Source organism: Alteromonas lipotrueae (assembly GCF_019249215.1).
Lineage (GTDB): Bacteria > Pseudomonadota > Gammaproteobacteria > Enterobacterales > Alteromonadaceae > Alteromonas > Alteromonas lipotrueae.
In genome coordinates, this window is record NZ_JAESDI010000004.1 from 194,729 (window position 1) to 211,309 (window position 16,581).

Consider the following 16,581-nt stretch of genomic DNA (forward strand, 5'->3'; position numbering starts at 1 on the left):
TATCAGTAAGGTATTACAGGGAATAAGGTGGGCCGCGATTCGATATGCCCTTCCAATAAAAGGCAATATATTCAAAGGGAGTGCTAAAGATAGTATTCGAGAAATCGACGAAAGCTAAATGATTTTGATATCCAAAGAGAAATACATGTTCATCTGAATTATCTAAATCGGCATCTTGCGGTTGAGTGTGCTGAGTAAACCCAAAGCGTGAAGCAACAGAAAGCCCGAAGTCAGAAAAGGATATCTGCGGGGTTTGCTCATTAAACGATGCGGTATCGTTTGCACAATAGGCTGAAAATGGCGCGCTGAATACAAGCACCGACACCACAATAGAAAAGACCCACGCATAAACTGAAGACGCGTAGTTTTTCTGAGAAGGTGAATGAGCGTCATTGTGACGTTCAGGCATAAAACGATGCATAAGGGCGGTAGTGATAACTTTCTATTATTCCGTTGCGCTGTATATGGGTACGAAATAGTAAAAAGCAAATTTGAGAGTTGCTCTTAATGCTTTTTTAAAGATTTTGTACTCTAGAACACTGCAATGACTATCTACACTGACGTTATTAGGCCGCTCCAATCTTGTAGAGACGTTAGGTTTTTATTATCCCTTAGTATCAACTCCCAAGTGCAACTACGGGCACTTCCACTACCGCTGCTTTAACTTCAAGCCTATCGATATTCGCACTCCTGAAAATGGTGATATTGACTGATAATGAGACGGACTCGGCTACACAACCACTCACTTGACTAACTCAATATCGATGTCAGGCTTATTTACATAAAATTTACTTTATATAAACATTTTTCACTGGTTGAATTATAAGCAGTTGAATTAGAATGCATTTAAATCATTGGCTCGATTAATGCCTATTAATCCATCAATTATTTAATTTTTGGAAAACACTATGAAGTTACGCTTCACACTTTACGCTCTTATTGCCGCTTCATTACTTACCTTTCAAGCCAGCGCGGCCATTATCCCAACTGGCTTGAACATTAGTGGCGTTTTACTAACAGATTTAATTGAAGGTGATGGAGACATTATTGCCTCTTTAGATAGAATCGAAAATAGTATTATTGTCCCATCGACGACAATTTCTGGCCCATTGGATACTTCAACGACCATTGGTGACGACCCATTAGAAATAGATCGGCTCACACACACCAGTTCTGGCTTTAAATTCGAGAGCAATTTTAACGGTGTAGCAGGTGCATTGGGTGAGTCCTACCTTGACGGTCAGTTCATCTTCGTTGCAGATAACCAAACCACTGATGACTTTGCGCTTACATGGTCACTTGTCTTTAGCTTAACCGCGAGTGCAGGCGATGAAGCCACCGGTGACTTCATGAATACTTACCTAGTCTTAGATAATGTTTTTAGTACCTTATTCGAACGAGATTTATTTTCTGACACCGTATTAAGTGACCTCCTAATTACCGATGGCGTAGAGTCTGAACCCGGTACACGAGGGGCAGCCATTAGTACCTCGGGTGAGTTCTTTTTTATGCAGACAGTGAGTGCCGGTAGCTTTGATGGATTTGGCGGAATCTTCGGATTGCAATCTATCCTTGATAACGCACTGGGTACCCACAACAGCTTGATTAGCTTTGATATTACATTGTCTGGTATTGAAAACTTAACCACCCCACCAACCACTGTCAATGGGCCAGCGCCACTTGCACTCGTATTTCTGAGTCTTGGTCTTATGCGTTTATGTCGTCGCAAATAGACGAACAAGCTCAACGAAATTAGGTTAGAGCATATATTTAGCATTCAAATTTTAGTTTATTAGTTATAAACACGACTTCCTTGAAAGTTTGCAGTTGGGAAGCGCGATAGAATAGGACGTTTTTTATGAAAAAACTCAGATGTATCACGCCACTTGCCACAGCAAGCTTGCTAATAGCCAGTATCCCGTTAACCGCACAAGCAAACTGTGGCCAGGAGGCTTATATTGCCAGTATGTGTCCATTTGCTGGTAACTTTGCTCCACGCTCAACAGCCTTTGCGCATGGTCAGTTATTAGCTGTTTCAAACAACGAAGCACTATATTCATTGATTGGCACTACTTATGGCGGTGATGGACGCACCACCTTTGGCTTGCCCGATATGCGAGGCAGAGTTGCCATCCACCAAGGGCATGGGCCTGGTTTGTCAAACTACTCCATTGGCAGTAAAGGGGGCCTTGAACAAGTCACATTATCTTCTAACCAGCTTCCTTCGCACACGCATGCAGCAACAACAGTAGCCACGGTGTCCGTTAACAATACAACGTTAAATGCTGATAGCACAGTAACCTTAATGGGAAGTGATTCAGCAGCTAATATCTCTTCACCAGCGGGCAATTCATTGTCGCAGTTGGGCGGTCGAAGGGCACGAATGTACAGTAGTGCCACCCCCGATGTAGTGATGAGTAACGACGCAGCCACGCTCAATGTTAGCGTTGATGAAGCATCGCTTAGTGCTGGTGTAGCAACAACTGTAGGTAATAGTGGAAACGGCCTATCCCATGAAAATCGACAGCCCTACCTCGTCGTTAATTGGATCATTACCTTGCATGGTATTTTCCCTTCACGCAGTTAACTCAAGAGAACTCGTATAATGAAAACAATACTTAAGCCTGTGTTACTTACATCGGTAGTACTAGCAGGAATTTACACAAGCCCTGCGAAAGCTTGTGACTCCGAGCCATTGATTGGCAGCTTATGCACTTTCGCCTTCAACTTTACACCACGAGGTTGGGCAATGGCGGATGGACAAATTTTATCTATCAACCAGAATCAAGCTGTGTTTTCTCTTTTTGGAACGACTTACGGAGGTGATGGCCGCACAAGTTTTGCCCTACCGGATTTACGCGGTCGGGGGGTTATTGCTCCAGGCCAAGGGCTGGGGCTTACTAATTATAGTTGGGGACAAAGAGTTGGCGTAGAGTCAGTGGCGTTAACCGCTGCGCAAATACCTGCTCACACTCATTCAGCATCGACAACCATCTCGGTCAATATTGCAGATGATAATGACAGCGTTACCGCTGTAGCAGTACTAAAAGGCGCAACATCTTTAGGTGATTCAGCTACCCCTTCCGCAGCTATTTTTGCTCCAAATGTTGGCAGCGCTAACGCATATTCAACCGCTACGCCTGATGTTGCACTAGACGCTGACAGTATTGCTGTATCGCTATCCGGCAGCACTAACGCAACAGTGACAACGACAATTACCCCAGCAGGAGCAGGACAGGCACATTCCAATCGAATGCCTTATCAAACCCTCACTTGGGCAATCGCGCTTCAAGGCCAATTCCCCAGTCGCTCATAATATAAAAAGGAAATTAATCATGAATAAATTTACGTGTTGGATTATTGGTGCGGCAGCAGTAACTGGGTCTATGTTCACTCCTCATGCCATAGCATGCCCATCCATTCCGACCATTGCGCAAATGTGTGTGGTAGGTTTTAACTTCGCCCCCCGAGGATGGGCGCTTGCAAACGGCCAATTCTTACCCATTTCTCAAAATACTGCTCTGTTTTCACTGATTGGCACTAACTATGGTGGTGATGGCCGAACAACGATGAAGTTACCCGATGCCAGAGGGCGTGTTTTAATTGGCGCAGGTCAAGGGCCTGGCTTATCTAACTACAGGCTGGGGCAGACTGGCGGTGTTGAGTCAGTAACTCTGACAATGCAAAATATGGCTAATCATAACCACAGCGCCACATCCACCGCGGACATTACTGTGGAGATCACTGGTACGCTACAATTAGCAGGTGCTAGCGGCAGAGCAAATCAAGCCTCTTTAAATGCAAATACCATGGCCAGAACGAGTGGTTCTACGCGAGTTTATGTGGTGGCAAATGGTGATGTTCCTGTTGTTGATATGCATGCGGATAGTATTGTGGTTACTTTGCCAACAATTGACGTTAATGGCACAGGCGAGACAACACTTGGAGATGCCGGTGGCAATCAACCACATGAAAATCGCGCTCCCTCATTAGCGATGTATTGGATAATTGCGTTGGAAGGAGCATACCCATCAAGAAGCTAGCACATTCATATATTGCATTGCTTTGTCTGCTGTCAGCAGGAAAGGCTATTGCTGATACACAGAAAACTGTTGATTCGTCGTTGTGGACAGAACAAGTAAATCAAGCGCAAACACTAGAACAGCAAGGCCAACGTGTTCAAAGTGTGGCTTTGCTTAAGAAGTTTGCTGATGCTGGCAATGGGTTAGCGCAATTTAGCTTTGCATGGCGCACTAAATTAGGTTCCAGTGAAATAGCTGCCAATCGCTCCCTTGCGTGTGAGTACTTCGTTAAATCTGCGCAATTAAATATTCCTGTGGGGGCACAAGAGGCTGGTCATTGTTATCGCGACAATATAATAACTAGTTCACAAAGCAAACATACACAGCTAGCGAAGCGGTACTATCAAATTGCTATCGACAATGGTTTAGTTGCTAGTTATTGCGATATAGCTGCGTTACAACAAAGTAAGCCAACAATAGAACTTAATCAATTGGTTGCTCAGTGCGAACAGGTCGCTGTGCAAGGCGCTGTTTATGCCCAAGAAATTCTCGTGGATATTTACGCAAATACCAAAGGTATTAATAATAATGAAAAAGCGATTTATTGGTTAAAAATTGCTGCTGATAAATCGGCTAAGTCGGCTTATCGCTACGCGCTAACCCTACATCAATCGGGGCAGATCAAACCTGAATTGATTCGTTACTATTTTGAATCAGCAGCATCTAAAGGGTATATTCCCGCCTACTTAGAGACAGCGGCTTTGTATTATAACGCAGCTACCGAAGAAGTATCTGATGACAACGCTGGGGCACTCATTGCAAAAGCCTATTTGTGGTCTAAAGCGTGGCAAGTCAGGAATCCTCAGGTTGAAGTCCCAGAATGGGTTATACAAATAGGTCAGCAAATACCGACACAGTGGAAAGTAGAACTTGACCAGAAAGTGACAGAGCACGTTAGTCTCTATCCGATTTAAAGGGTAATGGTTTTAAGAATTAATTGTAAAGACCTAGCGCTAGATATTTTGGGATCGCAATTGATAGAACCGGCAAGCCCTCTCCCCTACTCTTTCCTCACTTATACTGGAGGCCATGAAGGCTATTGACCTCCAACCCACTACCCTTTGCACACTAAACAATATGAAAAATACTAATCTCTTTACTCACTAGCAGGGTACAAACATTGTTAACAGCCACGTGAAGGAATACATCATGTTTAGCGCCATCCCTACCCTAGATTTACTGCTAAAAGGCTTACTGTTAACCACCATGGGCATGTTCTGGGTGGTGCTGCTGGTACGCGTGAACGGGTTGCGTTCCTTTTCTAAAATGACCAATTTTGATTTTGTGATGACAGTGGCGGTAGGTTCGTTACTAGCGAGTGCGTCTCAAACTAATAGTTGGAGCGCGTTTTTTCAGGCAATGATTGCTATGGCAGCATTGTTCTTAGTGCAGTTTGTCACTGCCCGATTGCGCAGACGTTCCGATAAAATTGAAGCACTTATGCAGAATACCCCTGTTATATTGATGCGCGACGGTGAAATTATCGATTCTGCGCTAGCCGAAACGCGGGTCGCCCGTAGCGATCTCATGGCAAAGCTTCGAGAGGCGAACGTGCTTAACATGCAGCAAGTTAGAGCGGTAGTACTGGAAACCACCGGCGACATTTCTGTGCTTCACGGCAACCATTGTGCAGATGACATGCTAGAAGGCACTAAAACTATTGGTCATCGATGATTCTTAGTGTAAATCTGAACTGCTGTTTTTATAGGATTGGCACACTACAATTCATTGTGCTTCCCTGCTTTCTATATTCATTTGGCATTTGCCCTGAAATAGCTTTAAACACCCGATTGAATGTTGCTAAGGACGAGAACCCACTCTCCAATGCTATTACCAAAATGCTCCATTGCTGGCATTCGTTGCTTCGTAACAATTGCTTAGCGTGTTTTACCCTGAACTGATTTACGAAAAGGTTGAAGTTAGCAGCAGCAAAATAGCCTCTGATGGCCTTGCTCACTTTGTATTCCGACGTATCTAACGCTTGCGCTAAATGAGCAATTTTTAAGTTTGGCTGCAAGAATATTTGTTCTTGATGAATTAACCTATTTATTCCTTTCACAATAGACATATCAATGGCTTCATCTTGTTGTATTGCGTCGCCCTCGCTGCAAGTGCTAGTGAGACAAGAAGAAGCAGACATGCCGCCATTTAATGATTGACTAGATGTGTCAGCGTTAACTTGATTTCGTGGTTCATTCTGTTGTTGTTTTTTTATTTTTCCACGTAGTTGAACACTCATTTTTTGCGCGTGAACCACGTACTGAATAGCGCCAAGAATTAGCATTGCCGAAGAACATATTAACCAGGGTGCGTAATATTCAATTTCTGTGGGCGTGAATAGAAACTTAGGTAATATTGATGAATTAAATAAGCCAAGGAAAAAGGCAGTGGCAAAGACAATCGACTGGCGCTTTTGGATGTTATTTTTGCTCTTAAACCCGCGTAAAGCTTCCCAAAACGACAACGCTAAAATGCTGGATGAAAGCAAGGTCGTAATTTCATTCATTCCCTGTTTAAGTTTAAGCATCTGTGCTTGGTTTAGCAGGTGTGGAATATCGCTCGATACTACTAAGTGCCACGTTTGATTAAATATCACTAATCCTGCAATCACAAATGCTACCACAATATGCCTACGACTTAAGGGCTTGTGCTCTCGAAATAGCGTTCTTGCAATTAACCAAACCACATTGCATGTCGCACAGGTTGCTAGCCCAATAACATATTGATATACACCAAGGGTATCAGCACTTAATTTCTGCGTGGCCACCATGCAAAGGGACGCACTAAATATAGCGACTAAATAGTTTACCAATTGCTTATCTTTTTTGAGTGCATGAGTAAGCATTATGCTCAAACTACAGCACACTAAAAGGTAATAAGGTAACTCGTTATGCCATGACACAGGGGTTCTACGCCTTAATATATAGCTCTGCCCTCAGTGTAAGAAGAATCACCGCCAAGCACAAAATAACTTTGTTAAGGAGTATGTCAAAACCGCTAATTTAAGGTGTTCATTTTTCGAATTTGAGAAGAATGAGCCCTTATTTTCTTTACGATAGAGGGACATTAGAGGGCAAAGCATTTATTCAAGAGGCAAAGATATGTTGGCGAAAAGTACCTTAGCACCGGTTTCTCTTAAACCTGAAACCCCAACTCCCGATCCACTAACACCCACGACCTTATCAGCCGCATCGAAACTTTATGATGCGATTCAGAAAATAGCATTTTCTTGCTTGCTCATCGCACAAGCTTTCTTTGTTAGTTATCTGATTGCAGGTTATGGCTTTACAGGTGTGACTGCTGGAGTATCTCAATGGAATCGCTTTAATAGCACGGCCTATGTTGCCGGCGACTCACTTGGCAATGCGATGTACGCCGCGCATGTTTTATTGGCGATAGTAATGATCATTGGCGGAAGCTTGCAGCTAATACCAGCCATTAGGCGTAACTATAAAACGTTTCACAAATACAATGGCCGGCTTTTTGTCACCCTTGCGTGCAGTATCTCGCTAGCGGGCATGTATCTCCTGTTATCTCGGGGTACCGTTGGGAATCCTTTACTACATGGGTTAACGGCTTTTTCGGGCGTAATGGTGATTGTAAGTAGTTTCTTTGCGATTCGTGCCATAAGAAACGCTAACGTGACGCTACATCAAAGGTGGGCGCTACATTTGTTTTTAGCCGCCAATGGCGTGCTCTTTTTTAGGTTATTCATATTCGCTTGGATGACACTTTTTGGCACGCTTGGCATTAATACTGCCGACTTTACTGGTCCTGCCGTAATAAGTGTCAGTGTGCTTTCTTATGTCGCGCCTCATATTATTGCGCAGTTAATTTGGGTAGTTAAAGTAACTGCTACCGATCGTGCTACTGATAATACCAATCGAGTATCCCTACTCAAACACCTAATAAGCGTAACGCTGCTTGTTGTCTCTGCTGTGTTTATTATCGGTCTTTTTGGCTTAACATTAGGGAGTTGGTATCCCGCCGTTGTCGCCTAGTTTTACCTTAGGAAACGACCCTAGGAAATGGGCCTAGAAAATAGAGCCAGAAAATAAACGAAGTGTAAATGTAGACTAAAAGTACTCTGACCCCATTTTTCCAATAATTTCGTCAAGCCTATACAAACGAAAAAGCCCTCAATCATAGAGGGCTTTTAAAGAGTAGATCGTGTTCGGCTTAGTGTTTACAGTAAATAAGTTGTTTAATGCGAACCAGTAAACAAAGGCTATCTAGAAAGCCCCTTTTGTAAGTAAGATGTTTACCAATATGACGATTAATAGCATCAAAGTATAAGGTGGATTAGGTGTAGTAGCTTATACTTGATCTTACACATTCATTTATAGATTTAGACACAATCTGACAGACGGCTTTAGACAAGGAGCGGACGTTCAGGCCACACGGTTCTTGATTCCGGTATGTGCCAATGTGCAGATCATCATTCGACCTTGATTGAATTGGTGTTAATTTTAGTATTCCGGTGAATAAGCTTCTTATTGGTGAATATACAGTTCAGTAATCATTTTCAATTGTTTTGAATTTCCAGACGAAGAGCACCGTACCTTTTGCAATACGGTGCCTAACCATCATACTTTGATTAGTTTCGAATGCATGATCCGATATAAAACCGGTAATATGATCAACGTTAAAATAGTGGACGAGATGATCCCGCCAATCACCACCGTTGCAAGCGGTCTTTGCACTTCAGCCCCCGTTCCGACATTAAGTGCCATGGGAATAAAGCCTAAACTTGCTACCAGTGCTGTCATCAAAACCGGACGCAATCTTGTGATAGCTCCGTCAACGATTGAGTTAATTAAGTCACCTGTTTCTAGTACTCGCTGTTTAATAAATGACAACATCACTAAGCCGTTTAGTACCGCAATACCAGAGAGCGCAATAAACCCAACTCCGGCAGATATAGACAGTGGCATGTCACGCATCCAGAGCGCGAAAACACCACCCGTTAAGGCTAAAGGCACGCCAGTGAAGATGATCAAGGCATCACGAAATGAGCCAAACACCACCACTAGTAACACAAGTATTAGAAAAAGCGTGGCAGGCACCACGATAGACAGTCGCTGACTGGCACTTTCAAGCTGCTCAAACGTGCCACCATAATCCAGCCAATAGCCTGCGGGCAGTGCAACCTGTTCGGTTATTTTTATTTTTGCTTCGTCAACAAAACTCCCTAAGTCGCGTTCTCTGACATTGGCGGTAACCACGACTCTACGCTTACCGTTTTCTCGACTAATTTGATTGGGAACAGACGAGTAACCCAGTGTAGCGACTTCTGATAACGGTACAAATTCCCCATCGGATGTAATAATAGGAGTGCTGCCAATGGCATCTAAATCTGTGCGCATACCTTCATCAAATCGCACAAGCAACTCGAATCGTCTATCTCCCTCAAAAATTAAGCCAGCGGTATTACCCCCGATAGCTGACGCCAACCACTCCTGCAAATCGGCGACGTCCAATCCATAACGTGCCAACTCGACTGGCTTAGGGTTGATAGTGAAGATAGGAATATCATCGACCTGCTCAAGTCGTGCATCCGCCACGCCGTCTATTGATTGCAAAACCGTTAAGATGTCGTTTGCAGAGGCAACAAGCGTGGTTAAATCATCTCCAAAGACTTTTATACCAAGGTCAGCCCTTACTCCACTTATCAACTCGTTAAAGCGCATTTGGATAGGTTGGGTAAACTCATAGTTATTGCCTGTCACCGCTTGTAAGTCTCGCTCAAGGGTTTCTACGAAATCCGCTTTTGACAAAGTTGGATCTGGCCATTGCGCTCGTGGTTTTAGCATCACAAAGGTATCGGTTACGTTGGGCGGCATCGCATCGGTAGCTACTTCTGCGGTACCGGTTTTCGCAAAAACTGTAAGTACCTGTTCGTATTCCATCAGGGTAGATTCAAGTGTTTTTTGCATTTCGACGGCTTGCTCAATACCTGTGCCCGGTATTCGCATGGCGTGGAGTGCGATGTCTCCTTCGTCAAGCTGGGGAACAAACTCAGAGCCTAGTCGCGCTGCCAGCAATAAGCTGCCTACTACTAGCACGACTGAGCCGACAAGCACTATCCAGCGTAATTTCAGTGCAAGGTGAATGATGGGGCGATAGGCGGATTTGCCTGCAACAATAATAAAGCTTTCTTTTTCACTGACTTTTCCGCCCATAAACATCGCGACTGCCGCTGGTACAATGGTAATAGAGAACAGCATCGCTGCTATCAGCGCCATGATGACCGTTGCCGCCATTGGCTGAAACATCTTGCCCTCAACGCCTGTCAATGAGAACAGCGGGATATACACCACAGTAATAATCAATATACCGAACAAGCTAGGACGAATGACTTCGTTGGTCGCTTGAAAAACCAGTTCTAGCCGCTCTTTTAGTGGCAAGACTCCACCTGTGCGCTTCTGAGACTCGGATAACCGCCTGATACAGTTCTCTACGATGATCACCGCACCATCGACAATTAATCCAAAATCCAAAGCCCCAAGGCTCATCAGATTGGCAGACACACCGGTATTAACCATCCCTGTGATGGTCGCCAACATCGCTAGCGGAATAACTGCCGCAGTGATGAGCGCGGCGCGAATATTGCCAAGCAATATGAACAAGATCACTATGACTAATAACGCCCCTTCTACTAAATTCTTCTGAACCGTCTCGATAGCTTTATCGACCAGTAGGGTGCGGTCGTAGACTGGCTCAATGACAATTCCATCAGGTAAGCTGGATTGAATGTCCTTCACCTTTTTGGCAACGGATTGGGCAACGGCTCGTGAGTTTTCGCCGACTAGCATCATTGCTGTACCTAAAACGGTCTCTTCACCCTCCTGCGTTGCCGCACCCGTTCTCAGCTCCTTACCAATAACTACACTGCCAATGTCTTTCACCGCAACGGGGACAGTATTAATGCGTTTTATTACCACATTTTCTATATCGCTAAGTGTCTGAAGTTGACCTTGTGAGCGCACCAGTATTTGTCGCCCATTTCGCTCAACAAACCCCGCCCCCTGATTCGTGTTGTTTCGCTCCAGCGCACGATGGATATCACTTAGACCAATGTCAAAATTCAGCATTTTCTGTGGTTCAGGATTCACATGATATTGTTTTACGTAACCACCAATGGCGTTGACTTCAGTGATCCCCTTAACCAGTGCGAGCTGCGGTTTTACGATCCAGTCGTGTATCTCGCGAAGCGCCATGGCATTGTACGGTTCACCGTTTTTTTGCATGGCATTTTGCTTGGCTCGCAAGGTGTACATGTAGATTTCGCCTAACCCAGTAGCGATAGGTCCCATTTCAGGCGCTAACCCTTCAGGTAGCTGACTTTTGATTGCACCTAATCGGGTATTGATGAGATTACGCGCAAAATACAGATCAGTGCCTTCATCAAATACCGCTGTTACCTGAGATAGCCCGTAGCGAGATAAAGAGCGGGTGTAGGACAGGTCAGGTAATCCCGCCAGTGCTGTTTCTACTACGAATGTGATCCGCTGCTCGGTTTCCAAAGGCGAATAACCCGGTGCTTGTGTATTGATTTGCACTTGCACGTTGGTGATATCGGGTACCGCATCGATAGGTAATTTTTGATAACTGAATATCCCCATGCCCAGCACAAGGAAGATCAACATTAGCATTATCCCTCGTCGCTCTATGGACAAACGTAAAATGGATTCAATCATGTGTTCGCCCCCCAATAACAGAGACGCCTGACCAAATAGATAGCATTGAGTTATTAATGATCATGACCTGCCTCCGACTTTTCTAAATCGGCTTTAAACAGGTAGCTGTTCTGGCTGACAATCACATCTGCAATGTGCAGACCTGATAACACTTCAATATTGTGGTTATCTTGTTGACCTAAGGTAACGGGCACGGGACGGTATTCGTCACCTTCTTTGACAAACACGACAGAAGCATCCTCAAACTCTTGAATCGACGCTTTAGGCACCATCATTGCGACATCAACGGTGTTGATAGTGACAAGGCCTTTGATAGCTGCGCCAACCGGCCATTGACCTGAGGTATTGGATATTTTGGCATACGCCAAGACATAAGGCTTTTCATCGGGTGAGGGTAAGATATGTTGGATAGTGGTGTCTAACGCTGCCCCTGACAGGCTAAGCTGAACGGGTTGCTGCTCTGCTATATCTGATAGCTGTTGTGGGAAGACTTTAAGCTGTGCCCACACGTCATCATAGTTTGCGATTGAAAATAGCACTTGGCCATTTGATAACTCGCCTTCATTGGCATGTCTGGCAATCACGGTGCCTGAAAACGGCGCGGTAACGGGATAGCTTTTCAGGCTTTCGTTGGATTCAACTACCGCCAGTGTCTCGCCTTTTTTAACGTTGTTACCTAAATTTGCATTGACCTTGGTCACCATACCGTCGAATCGTGCACGCACATGACTCAGTGAAGCAGGGTCGGTCACAATATTTCCGTAGACAGTGGTGGTAATATTGAGATTACCCGTTTGCACACTTTGCGTCATTACGCCCATTTTTTGCGCCAAGCTATCTGACATGAATACGCGTTCATCCTTATGGGCTTCCTCTTTACCATGCTCGCCTTCTGCTGCTTGTATTGTGGTGCTTGAAAAAAATCCCAAGGCACTGCAAACAATGAAAACTAACAGCGTGTTTTGCTTCTTAATTAATATATTTTTGTTCATTTTGCTTTTCTCGAAAAAGAGGTGTTGATCGTATCCACAAGAGGCTGTGCAGTCAGTGATTCGATATCTGCACCACGCTGATGAGCTTGCTTCGCTGAATGAATTAAGGCTTGTTTGGCATTGAGTAGTTCTTGACGTGTACTCACCCATTCAAGGTAGCTGAATCGTCCGTTTATATAGGCTTGCTCTACTAATTCCAGCGCTTGAACTAAGGGTGGGATAATAGAGTTTTGCAGTGTCTGTACATTGAGCAGCGCATTGTTTCTGATCATCAAGGCCATATTTAGCTGATGGTATAGGCTTTGCGTCGCTGACTCTTTTTGTTGTTCTAGCTGTGCCTGAATTGCTCGCTGCTTTTCGTACTCGCCAAGATTTCGGTCACCGGCAAACAGAGGCATACTCACGCCTGCTACAAAGGCTGTTTCATCTATGCCATTCATGCGCCTAATACCAGCCGTCCAGCTTAAATCCGATTGATTAGCTGCTTGAGTAAGACGGACTTGAGAAGCCTGCAATCTCGATTCTTGCGTATAGACCTCAAGATTGGGACTGTCCAATAAGGTGGTGAAAAGCGCGGTTAACGAAGGAGACGATTGCAGCGCAAATAAGTCTCCCTCCACATCAGTAAAAGTGGGATCTTTTTCCCCCCACATAATAGCCAGACTATTTATCATGGCTTGCTTAGTTTGCTGTGCGGTCACCACATCCAATCTGGATCTTGCTAAAGCTGCTTCAGCGCGTTTCTGTTCAAATGCAGGGGAAGCACCTGCATCCACGCGTTTTGTGACAGCTTGATAGGTATATCGAGCAAGTGTTTCTGCATCTTTTTGCGCGTCAATTAACGCTTGTTGCGCCAGTACATCGATGTAGCGACGTGTCACTTCAGCCAGTACATCCAAGGTGTGCACTTGTTTTTGCGCTTCGACTAAGGTGGATTGCGCCTTAGCAAACGCCTTACGCGAGTTGAGTTTATTGCCCAATTCAATGACCGACGACAATGTGAGAGTCAGCTCGGTGTCCTTAATGCCAGAGACCTCGCCTGTTCCTAAGAAGTTTTCCACTTCAATGCCTACGTTGAGGGCTGGTTTAAGAGACGCAGTTTTGATTTCTCCCTCAATTGCTTGTTGCCTATATGTGAACTCATGCAATTCGGGCGAATTCGCTAATGTTCGCTGTATGACGCTTTGCAAGGTCATTTTGCGATTGGTGATACTGTTTGTTTGTGCTACTACCACGGTGTGTGTTGTCAGAAGAACAAGCATCGTGAAAATCACCCAAGCGCGCACACGCACAGGGCGGCTCAATGAAATATGCATCATTGTTTTATTCCTAAATTATCAAAAATATATATCGCCAAGCTGTTGGCGAACGGTGTTTGATTAGTTCAGGGGTTATGCTTTAGGTGGGCGTAGTAATTGCGTGACCGGTGCATCTACTACTTTTGATAAGTAATAGAAACCGTGATGGGTGGCAACCGAAGCAAGTTCAATTGCGGTGTTATTTCCAAGCCATTGGGCATGGGTTCCATGACAGTGACCACAATGGTGGCAATCAGCAGGATTGTGAGAAATATCTACGGGGGCGTTATCAGTATCAAGTTGTTCGTTAGATTGCAGTTGAGCATGCGTCTTCACAGAAGCGGTGTTATCTCCCGCCTGATGTTCATGTAATTCGCTTAGATGTTGCGAATCAATAGCATGAAAATCCAAGGACTTGGCGACAGCAGAAAACGACTGAAACAAAATCAGCGAAATCAACAGGTAGCTTGTCACCCTTACACTAAACATATCTATCTACTCTCATCTTTTTCATATTAACAGGTATTCGAACTAAGACCAATCGACCAACTGATACAAAGTGTTTCTATCATTGGATTACACATCACGGCAATCTTCATCGGCAAATTCGATTTCTATCGTAGTGTGCACAAAATCGAACCCAGCTAGGCCGTGACGAAGTTGTTCCTTGAGTTTCTTAAGTTGAGATACAGAAATATCATCATTCAGCTCCACATGGACAGTCATAACGCTGTGCTCTCCATCCAAAGACCAAATGTGAAAATGATGGATATCCATCACATCATCGCTAGACATAAGCACTTTATGAACCTCTTCCATTTGCTGTGCGTCAGGTGTCGCTTGTAAAAATAGCAGTAAGGTTTCTTTTAGATTTCTAATGACATTAAATAAAATGAATAATGTGAAGCCAATAGATAAAATGGGATCTAAAATCGCCCAAGGCTTGAACATCAGCACAATCGACACGATCAGTACTGCGACCCATCCCAGAACATCTTCGAGCAAATGCCAGTTTAATACTCGTTCATTTAAGGAGTTTCCTTCCCTGAGTTTATACGCTGCAAAGCCATTGACTGCTATCCCGAATATAGACAACCCTAACATGCCTTCCACTTGGGGCATTTCAGGGGCCAGTAATCGTGGAATAGCTTCGAACAAAATCCAAATCGAACCAGCCGTTAGTACAACTCCATTAATTAACGCCCCAAGGAGTGAAAAACGCTTGTAGCCGTAGGAAAAAGTAGCATTTGCTTCTTTATCACTGAGTTTATTTAAGCCCCAAGCAGTACCAATGGATAAACTATCGCCCAAATCATGCACTGCGTCGGCCATTATAGCCGTGCTGTTTGTCAGCCATCCGCCTATAAATTCAATGATGGTGAACAATACGTTCAATGAAAATGCCCAGCCTATCCGCTTAGATGCGCTGCTACTCTCGCTATGATTATGATTATGATTGTGCATGATTAATTTTGTCCAATATCGCTTGATTTTCTGCGCTGATTGGCAGTCGCTTAAAAGGGCTGATGTCAGTGCCGCCTGTATTCCCTTTAGGTACAAGGCCGATAGCTGTTTTGGTTGCTGCGCCAACTATTCTTATTGCTTGTCCAAAAACGGCTCTCCAATCTTTGTTTAGAAGACCATGTCGCAGCATTTTATAATGAATTAAACAATGGAAATAAGTAGAGTGCTGACCAATTACATGCGCATCCTCCAGCGCTGCAAATGCCTGCCTCTCATTATTGTTAGACATTGCATCTGAGTAATCTGTCAATTTGGAATCGATATGCGGCTTAACGGCTTTATTGTATGTCATAGTGGCTCACCCACTTTACCTTTCTGTACTTCGTTATTAAGTACTTCCTGCTTGGCGTCTTTCAGGATCATCCACGCTCCGCGCAGCACGACAATCGACACTATACAGCCGATAACCAGATCCGGTACTCTGCTATCAAGCCATACCACTAAAACTCCGGCGATAATGACACCCATGTTGGCGATGACATCGTTGGCCGAAAAAATCCAGCTGGCTCGCATATGTACTTCGTCGTTTTTATGATTACGAATAATCATCAAGCAAGCGACGTTTGCAATTAGTGCAATGAACCCCATTCCTATCATTAATGATGAGATAGGCTCACTGCCGAAGAATAACCTTCTGGTAATATCAATGAGAATAATTACGCCCAGCAATAGCTGAAAGTAACCACTGATTTGCGCAGCTTTGGCTTTATGAAGTATAGATTTACCCACAGCATAAATACCTATGCCGTATACAACCGCATCCGCTAGCATGTCCATAGAGTCTGCTATCAAAGCAGTAGAGTCAGCCAAAATACCCACGGTCATCTCAACGAAAAACATCACCGCATTGATGCCGAGCAGCCAATACAGAACCCGTTTTTGTGAGGCATCTTTGATTTCCACTTCACAGCCGCATCCACTCATTGTTCAACTCCTATTCCCAAAACTATAGCTACAGTGTAAAGTCTATACCTAGTATAGGGTC

Annotated in this window: 16 protein-coding genes; 7 read left to right on the top strand and 9 right to left on the bottom strand. The window is 44.3% G+C overall.

Going from position 1 to position 16,581, the window contains the following annotated elements; genetic code table 11:
* Positions 1–13: 13 nt before the first annotated feature.
* Positions 14–409, bottom strand: a complete 396-nt coding sequence (locus JKP82_RS05760) for a hypothetical protein (RefSeq protein ID WP_218396190.1) — start codon at positions 407–409, stop codon at positions 14–16.
* A 499-nt stretch (positions 410–908) separates the two neighbouring features.
* On the opposite strand from JKP82_RS05760, the gene JKP82_RS05765 reads away from it, so the two are divergent.
* The 6 genes from JKP82_RS05765 to JKP82_RS05790 all read left to right on the top strand — a co-directional run bounded on the left by JKP82_RS05765 (position 909) and on the right by JKP82_RS05790 (position 5,756).
* Positions 909–1,733, top strand: a complete 825-nt coding sequence (locus JKP82_RS05765; RefSeq protein ID WP_159528881.1) for a hypothetical protein — start codon at positions 909–911, stop codon at positions 1,731–1,733.
* Between the two features lie 125 nt (positions 1,734–1,858).
* Positions 1,859–2,587 carry a phage tail protein gene (locus JKP82_RS05770; protein WP_232370572.1) on the top strand — a complete coding sequence of 243 codons (729 nt, stop codon included), beginning with the start codon at positions 1,859–1,861 and terminating at the stop codon, positions 2,585–2,587.
* Positions 2,588–2,605: 18 nt separating this feature from the next.
* Entirely contained in the window at positions 2,606–3,316 is a 711-nt protein-coding gene (locus JKP82_RS05775) for a phage tail protein (RefSeq protein ID WP_159528879.1), read from the top strand.
* Positions 3,317–3,335: 19 nt separating this feature from the next.
* Positions 3,336–4,043: a phage tail protein gene (locus tag JKP82_RS05780; protein WP_232370571.1), complete on the top strand. Its 708-nt coding sequence runs from the start codon at positions 3,336–3,338 to the stop codon at positions 4,041–4,043.
* Positions 4,001–4,996 (top strand): SEL1-like repeat protein, encoded by a 996-nt coding sequence (locus JKP82_RS05785; RefSeq protein ID WP_218396191.1) that lies wholly within the window; start codon positions 4,001–4,003, stop codon positions 4,994–4,996. Before JKP82_RS05780 ends, JKP82_RS05785 begins: the two co-directional genes overlap by 43 nt.
* A 235-nt stretch (positions 4,997–5,231) precedes the next feature.
* Entirely contained in the window at positions 5,232–5,756 is a 525-nt protein-coding gene (locus JKP82_RS05790; RefSeq protein ID WP_013785336.1) for a DUF421 domain-containing protein, read from the top strand.
* A gap of 28 nt (positions 5,757–5,784) precedes the next feature.
* Here JKP82_RS05790 and JKP82_RS05795 read toward each other — a convergent pair whose 3' ends face one another.
* Positions 5,785–6,984, bottom strand: coding sequence for a helix-turn-helix domain-containing protein (locus JKP82_RS05795; protein ID WP_218396193.1), 1,200 nt, complete (start codon positions 6,982–6,984; stop codon positions 5,785–5,787).
* Between the two features lie 199 nt (positions 6,985–7,183).
* Here JKP82_RS05795 and JKP82_RS05800 point away from each other — a divergent pair, with 199 nt between their 5' ends.
* Complete coding sequence (locus tag JKP82_RS05800; RefSeq protein ID WP_218396194.1) at positions 7,184–8,083, top strand: DUF2306 domain-containing protein; 900 nt, start codon at positions 7,184–7,186, stop codon at positions 8,081–8,083.
* Between the two features lie 585 nt (positions 8,084–8,668).
* On the opposite strand, the gene JKP82_RS05805 is transcribed toward JKP82_RS05800, so the two are convergent.
* The 7 genes from JKP82_RS05805 to JKP82_RS05835 form a co-directional block, all read right to left on the bottom strand.
* Entirely contained in the window at positions 8,669–11,782 is a 3,114-nt protein-coding gene (locus tag JKP82_RS05805; protein ID WP_039991983.1) for an efflux RND transporter permease subunit, read from the bottom strand.
* A gap of 53 nt (positions 11,783–11,835) precedes the next feature.
* Complete coding sequence (locus JKP82_RS05810; RefSeq protein WP_007984752.1) at positions 11,836–12,774, bottom strand: efflux RND transporter periplasmic adaptor subunit; 939 nt, start codon at positions 12,772–12,774, stop codon at positions 11,836–11,838.
* Positions 12,771–14,093: a TolC family protein gene (locus tag JKP82_RS05815; RefSeq protein WP_218396196.1), complete on the bottom strand. Its 1,323-nt coding sequence runs from the start codon at positions 14,091–14,093 to the stop codon at positions 12,771–12,773. The genes JKP82_RS05810 and JKP82_RS05815 overlap by 4 nt, the downstream gene beginning before the upstream one ends.
* Before the next feature lie 72 nt (positions 14,094–14,165).
* Positions 14,166–14,561: a hypothetical protein gene (locus tag JKP82_RS05820; protein ID WP_007984747.1), complete on the bottom strand. Its 396-nt coding sequence runs from the start codon at positions 14,559–14,561 to the stop codon at positions 14,166–14,168.
* An 87-nt stretch (positions 14,562–14,648) separates the two neighbouring features.
* Positions 14,649–15,536 (bottom strand): cation diffusion facilitator family transporter, encoded by an 888-nt coding sequence (locus tag JKP82_RS05825; RefSeq protein WP_218396198.1) that lies wholly within the window; start codon positions 15,534–15,536, stop codon positions 14,649–14,651.
* On the bottom strand, positions 15,523–15,888 hold the full coding sequence (locus JKP82_RS05830; RefSeq protein ID WP_159528159.1) for a DUF3703 domain-containing protein: 366 nt from the start codon (positions 15,886–15,888) through the stop codon (positions 15,523–15,525). Before JKP82_RS05830 ends, JKP82_RS05825 begins: the two co-directional genes overlap by 14 nt.
* Positions 15,885–16,520, bottom strand: coding sequence for a cation efflux transmembrane domain-containing protein (locus JKP82_RS05835; protein WP_159528161.1), 636 nt, complete (start codon positions 16,518–16,520; stop codon positions 15,885–15,887). The genes JKP82_RS05830 and JKP82_RS05835 overlap by 4 nt, the downstream gene beginning before the upstream one ends.
* Positions 16,521–16,581: the final 61 nt, after the last annotated feature.

Bases quoted from the DNA above. Each gene is read 5' to 3' on its own strand.
- JKP82_RS05775 (WP_159528879.1), top strand. From the start codon at position 2,606: ATGAAAACAATACTTAAGCCTGTGTTACTTACATCGGTAGTACTAGCA.
- JKP82_RS05770 (WP_232370572.1), top strand. From the start codon at position 1,859: ATGAAAAAACTCAGATGTATCACGCCACTTGCCACAGCAAGCTTGCTA.
- JKP82_RS05790 (WP_013785336.1), top strand. From the start codon at position 5,232: ATGTTTAGCGCCATCCCTACCCTAGATTTACTGCTAAAAGGCTTACTG.
- JKP82_RS05825 (WP_218396198.1), bottom strand. From the start codon at position 15,536: ATGCACAATCATAATCATAATCATAGCGAGAGTAGCAGCGCATCTAAG.
- JKP82_RS05800 (WP_218396194.1), top strand. From the start codon at position 7,184: ATGTTGGCGAAAAGTACCTTAGCACCGGTTTCTCTTAAACCTGAAACC.
- JKP82_RS05805 (WP_039991983.1), bottom strand. From the start codon at position 11,782: ATGATTGAATCCATTTTACGTTTGTCCATAGAGCGACGAGGGATAATG.
- JKP82_RS05810 (WP_007984752.1), bottom strand. From the start codon at position 12,774: ATGAACAAAAATATATTAATTAAGAAGCAAAACACGCTGTTAGTTTTC.
- JKP82_RS05830 (WP_159528159.1), bottom strand. From the start codon at position 15,888: ATGACATACAATAAAGCCGTTAAGCCGCATATCGATTCCAAATTGACA.
- JKP82_RS05820 (WP_007984747.1), bottom strand. From the start codon at position 14,561: ATGTTTAGTGTAAGGGTGACAAGCTACCTGTTGATTTCGCTGATTTTG.
- JKP82_RS05765 (WP_159528881.1), top strand. From the start codon at position 909: ATGAAGTTACGCTTCACACTTTACGCTCTTATTGCCGCTTCATTACTT.
- JKP82_RS05815 (WP_218396196.1), bottom strand. From the start codon at position 14,093: ATGATGCATATTTCATTGAGCCGCCCTGTGCGTGTGCGCGCTTGGGTG.
- JKP82_RS05760 (WP_218396190.1), bottom strand. From the start codon at position 409: ATGCCTGAACGTCACAATGACGCTCATTCACCTTCTCAGAAAAACTAC.
- JKP82_RS05835 (WP_159528161.1), bottom strand. From the start codon at position 16,520: ATGAGTGGATGCGGCTGTGAAGTGGAAATCAAAGATGCCTCACAAAAA.
- JKP82_RS05780 (WP_232370571.1), top strand. From the start codon at position 3,336: ATGAATAAATTTACGTGTTGGATTATTGGTGCGGCAGCAGTAACTGGG.